This window comes from Planococcus sp. A6 (assembly GCF_028823615.1).
Taxonomy (GTDB): Bacteria; Bacillota; Bacilli; order Bacillales_A; family Planococcaceae; genus Planococcus.
In genome coordinates, this window is the sequence record NZ_JAPEHT010000170.1 from 1 (window position 1) to 5,477 (window position 5,477).

Annotated in this window: 4 protein-coding genes; 1 reads left to right on the forward strand and 3 read right to left on the reverse strand. The window is 40.3% G+C overall.

What is annotated here, in order from left to right:
• Together ON064_RS16785 and ON064_RS16790 are read right to left on the reverse strand one after the other, a co-directional pair.
• The coding region (locus tag ON064_RS16785) for an AAA family ATPase (protein ID WP_274625666.1) at nucleotides 1-976 on the reverse strand (976 nt) is incomplete at its 3' end.
• Nucleotides 976-2,340, reverse strand: coding sequence for a 3' terminal RNA ribose 2'-O-methyltransferase Hen1 (locus ON064_RS16790; RefSeq protein ID WP_274625667.1), 1,365 nt, complete (start codon nucleotides 2,338-2,340; stop codon nucleotides 976-978). The genes ON064_RS16790 and ON064_RS16785, both read right to left, overlap by 1 nt.
• A gap of 1,536 nt (nucleotides 2,341-3,876) precedes the next feature.
• Here ON064_RS16790 and ON064_RS16795 point away from each other — a divergent pair.
• Nucleotides 3,877-4,638 (forward strand): alpha/beta fold hydrolase, encoded by a 762-nt coding sequence (locus ON064_RS16795; protein ID WP_274625668.1) that lies wholly within the window; start codon nucleotides 3,877-3,879, stop codon nucleotides 4,636-4,638.
• Between the two features lie 61 nt (nucleotides 4,639-4,699).
• On the opposite strand, the gene ON064_RS16800 is transcribed toward ON064_RS16795, so the two are convergent.
• Nucleotides 4,700-5,197, reverse strand: coding sequence for a ferritin (locus tag ON064_RS16800; protein WP_121300527.1), 498 nt, complete (start codon nucleotides 5,195-5,197; stop codon nucleotides 4,700-4,702).
• Nucleotides 5,198-5,477 lie beyond the last annotated feature (280 nt).

Below are 5,477 nucleotides of genomic sequence, written 5' to 3' on the forward strand. Positions count from 1 at the left end.
GCGCCTCTAGCAGAAACTCTTTTAATTGCAGCTTCAGCTTTTGAGCCTTTTCTATTCCTTCGCGTTCTTCGTAAACCGACAACTCTTCTTCCACTCGTTCATCCCCATGGCTCAAGACCACTTGCCGCCCGTCCAGCCACCTGGCGATTTTCCAGCCGTGGTTGCTGTCGACCATCAGAGCCCGGCCGCTCTTGACATGCTTGAGGAAGAAGCGCATCGTCTCAAGCGAAGCCGGTCCTCTGCTCATGACATCACCGATCGAAACGAATTTGCGACCTTCCGGATGCTCATAGAAGCCTTCTTCGCTTTCCGCATAACCGATTTTTTCCAGCAGTTCAATCAGCTCATCGTAGCATCCATGGACATCGCCGATAATGTCGATGCCATTTTCTATCTCCACTTCAACTGGATTGGGATGCCTGAATACTTCCACATCCAATATATCTTTTATTGTATAAACAGAAGCAAAGCCCTCTTTTTTAATAAAGCGTTTTTCATTGCGGAAAATCTGATATTGTTGCTTGATGCGGCGTTTTCCCCGTGGGTTATCACGGTCTTCATCCCTGTCAGTCAAAATTCGCTCTGGCACATCAAAAACAATCGCCTGAATCGCTACATGGTTCTTTTTAGCAAGCGCTATGTATCTTTTACGGTCTTCTGAACGGAGATGTGTGGCATCAACCATCACCAATTTGTTTAACCGGCATCTGGCTTCAATGACCGTGTCCATCATGGCAAAAGCTTCTGCTGAAATCTCCTGGTATTCATCCAATAGCCCGGCAGCTTCATCTTGCGGACGGTTGCGCCAATCGATAAATTCCTTGTCACTCACCAAAACCCTGAATTCATCGGAACTTACGACTTCCGATGGTAAAATCTTCTCTTCTTCCACCAGCCTTTTCAGTAAAGTGGATTTCCCGCTATTGGACGGTCCTATTAGTAAAACGATCCCTCCGTACGGCAAGCCAATTCTCATCAAATAGCCACCTTCCTTTTGAACACACACATTTGCGTTGGACATCCCTGTTCTGGATCCTCTTCTCCAATTCCTGCAAATTCGATTTCATACAATCCCGCGTAGTTGATTTTCTTGCACCAATTCCGGAATTCCTGCCGTGTCCATTCGAATCGGTGGTCGGCATGGCGAAAATGATCGTCCATATCGTAAACTTCATTGTACTCGCGGTTTGGGGTCGTTACGATGAGTGATTTCGGCGCATAGTGATGCAAGATTAAATCGAACACTTTAGGCAACCGTGGCTCGTCGATATGCTCAATGACCTCACACAAAATCATCAGATCTTTCTCTTTCAAGCGCTCATCAAAATAATACAGCGACCCCCATAAGGTTTCCGGTTCCACGAAATTCTCTTTATCTTCCACTTTGTCAAAGCGCCGCACCGCCTTCATCGTCTCCACTTGAGACGGCTCCACAGCCAACACTTCTTTCACTCCGTCAATAAAGCCCAGTTTGACTGCCAACTTTCCTTCTCCCGAGCCAAAATCAACGATGCTTTTCGGTTTCAAGGCTGCCGCTGTTTCAGAGATTTTTGCATAGCGCAGTTCATTCAAAGAAGTGCCTCTTATGCGTTCAGTTGCTTGCGTTTTTTCCACAGTTGCTTCTCCGTTGCTATTCTCGACCAGGCTATAGACTTCTTTGAAACGAAGTGCACGCCGGTAGATGGTTTCCCGCATCGGGTGTTGCTCGAGCCAGCCTTCTCCGTATCTGCTGATTTTCTCAATCTCTTTTTCATCAATGTAATAATGCTTGTAGTCGTCAATCACTGGAATCAACACAAATAGGTGACGCAGTGCATTCTGTAATGTTTGCTCCCCAGTTAACGAGATCATCCGCACTGTACTTTTTTCTTTTAATTGAAAAGAATATTGAATGTCGGGTCGGGTTATCTGCACTTGATAGTCCATCGATTCAAACAAAGCTATCAATTGCTGGTCTGACAAAGATGAATTGACCGGTCCAAGTTCAAAAGTGAATGGAAATGAATAGGTGACCCATTCCGTATACTCTTCTTTTGGCTGGCCGTTCAACGCTGTTCCGAGAGCCGAACGAATCATTGATAGAAAAATACTGCTGACGGCAAATTCTCGATCGTTAATATAATGGGTAATGTCGTAGGAATTCGATCCATTCTGGCTCATTTCAATCGGATCTAGCGTAACAAAAATGGTCATCTCGAGCTCTTTATCGGTAAACTTGCTGTAAAACATACGTACCATGTGCCCTTTTTGGTTTCTTTCGTATAAATTATTTGGATTTTTTGCTAGTAAGTATGAGACCGCTTTGACATTGTCTCCTGTCGTGCGAATAGTTAATTGCAATATAAACGCCCCTTTGCCTACTTTAAGTGCTGAATAACACCATAAATATATCATATAAAATGGAATATTTTTCATGCATTCAAATTAAAAATTTACCCGATTCCTTTCAAAATCATTATTAGCCAACGCTAACAATAAATTGATTTTGAAAAGAATTATGAGACACGTAAAAAGAGCTAGAGAAAAAATTGAAACCTTCTTCTCTGATAGGATGTTTACTACTTTTTCTTACTCTATAACTTAATATTAACTATTCTTTATTTTCTTCAGCGCGCCTTACACTAGTTCTAATTTTTATTGATTGACTCCGATCTCTATTTTTATAACCGAACAATATTCTTGTGTAGACATTGCTAGCAATCATATGTTCCACTTAACAAAGATAAAATCCCAATAACTAATTGATTCATAAGGATTTAATGCCCTTATTGAAAAATTAAATAAAGCGGCAAACGGTGTTCTGATGTAATATTTACTGGCATGTTAGTTTAAACAAACCGATTAGATTATTAATAAAGGAGTGAAGTGGCGAAAGTGAAGATATTAGATAAAATTCAAACAGAATATAGAAAAAGTAAGGTTTTTTTTTTTCTTAAAGGTTTTTACAAATGTAGTTGCAACTTACTTTGCCTTTCGAGTTATATTCGTTTCTGTGGCAGCGCTAACGACTGAGAGGCCTTCACCAGACAATATGAATATTTTACTTTTCAGTATGCTCCTTTCCGTAGGGTTATCAAATGTTGTACAGCTAGTTGAAATGTTAATTAATAAGAAAACCGAACACTTTAAGTTACTGTTGATCACTACGATATTTATTTTGGGCGTTTCTATATTTGTATTACCTATATAAAGCCTTCCAGCTACTAACTAAATAAGAGTTCAGCAAACTAACTCGATTGTTGGATAAACGCTTTAGAAAAGAGTGGCTGTGGCCGCTCTTTTTTGTCTGTCCTTTCGTTTTATCTTTGAGCTAATACGCCAATTGGATATTCTGGTATCCTTAAGTAAATATTGTGTTTACTAAAACTATAATAAGCGAAGGAGAGATCTTACATATGAACAATAGGTGGTACGGGGTATACGCCATGATATTAGGAATTGTATCTTTTTTCACAGGTGAAATTGTAACTTTCATAATGCTTGGTTTTATATTAATGGCTTTAATTAATATTAATACAACCTTAAAAGCTAACTATAGAAAAGATTCGGAGCAAAAAGAGAAATAAAGCACCTTTCGAATTGCTCTCAAAGTTTCTTGGCTTCAAGAACAAATTGTTTAGCAAACCTTCTAGGCAAGAGTAACTTCGGCTGCTTTTTTTTGCGCTTGCGCCTATATTTCAAAGGAAAAGTGAAAGATTAACTGATGCATATTAGTAATTGCATCCCTTTAATATCCATACTTAAGTTGGATGAAGCTTTAATTTAATACGAATTAAATTAATACTTTCAAAAAACCCAGAAAGGAAAATTATTTATAGTCCTAATTAGTGGATTGTCTATATCTTTCTACTTGTTTGGATTAGGAATAATTCGGTAATGAGGATGAAAAAAATTCTAAACAAAAAAACCCTATTCATCTTGCTTTTCACACTGGCTTTACTCGTAATTCTGAGCTTCACTATCTTTTTTATATGGTCTCAAAATACATTTGAAGCGGTAGATGCTGATCAAATCGAAATGGAGGAAGTTATAGAACCTGAGGACGGATGGTATATCTATAGAGCAGAAAGTGCAGAAAAAGGGTTAATCCTCTATCCCGGCGCAAAAGTCGAACCTGAAGCATACGGCTATTTGGCACAAGAATTATCAAAGCAAAATATCACGGTCGCCATCCCTTCAGTCAGATTAAATTTATCAATTCTAGATGTGTCAAAAGCTGATGAAATAATAGAAAGTGACGACAGCATCGAATGGTATGTTTCGGGCCATTCCATGGGAGGCGCAGCAGCCGCTATGTATGCCGATCAACATTTAGATCGCGTCAACGGGCTCATATTACTCGGGGCATACGCAGCAAGCAATGACTATTTAAGCGAATCCACCTTACCCGTTTTATCCATAAGCGGTTCAGAAGACGGCTTAAGTACGCCTGAAAAAATTAAGGAAAACAGCTCGAACTTGCCGGAAACAACAGATTTCATTGAAATTCCAGGCGGAAACCACGCCTATTTTGGCGTATATGGCAGTCAGTCCGGCGACAATGAGGCGCAGATCACCGTTAGTGAACAACAAGAAATCATTGTCGATTTGATTGTTGATTGGTTAGAAAATGATCACTCCTTAAGTGAAGGGGAATAATGAAGAATTTATAATTCGCACAAAAAAGCACACAATCAGCTGTGTGCTTTTTCTGTGCGAATTATTCTTCCAGTTTTCTTGCAGCAAACTCGTCGTCCATTTTCAGGAAATACTCGCCGCCTTCTTCGATGCCTTTTATGCGGATGATCATATCCCGGAACATCTTTTCTTCTTCCATTTGTTCTTCAATGAACCAATCCAAAAAGGATAAGGTGGCATGTTCCTGCAGTTCATCCGCCAAACTTACTAATTTATATATGTTTGCCGTCACTGACTTTTCCTGCGCAAGTGACGCTTCCACAACATCCAGGGCATTTGCATATTCGTTTCTTGGTTCTGTTAACGCCTGAAGTACGGGCTGTTCATCCATCGTCACCAAATAATGATAGAATTTCATCGCATGAACGTGTTCTTCTCTTGATTGAATCAAATAGAAGTTGGCAAATCCGTGATACCCTTTTCCGGAAAAGTACGACGCCATCGCTGTGTACGCATGTGCTGCCTGAAGTTCGTTATTGAATTGAGCGTTTAGCGCTTCTGTCAAATTTGTTGGTAGCATATTGAACTCCTCCTCTATTCTAGTTAGCGGTATTATAACACGTATGTTGATCAACCAATAAATGACAGACCGCTCCTGCTGCGCGCAAAATGATTGCGTAACAATATTGGGCAAGGCATCCACTCAAGAAGAAATCACAGTTGGCCTCGGGGCGGTCTTGGCCTTACTGCGATATGCGCTCTTGTAGGCAGTGTTGGCTGCACAGCCGCTACTGATCAAATCTGCAATTGATGCCTTGAATACTTCATTTATTCAAAGCAAAAAAGAGCAGCGACGTCGC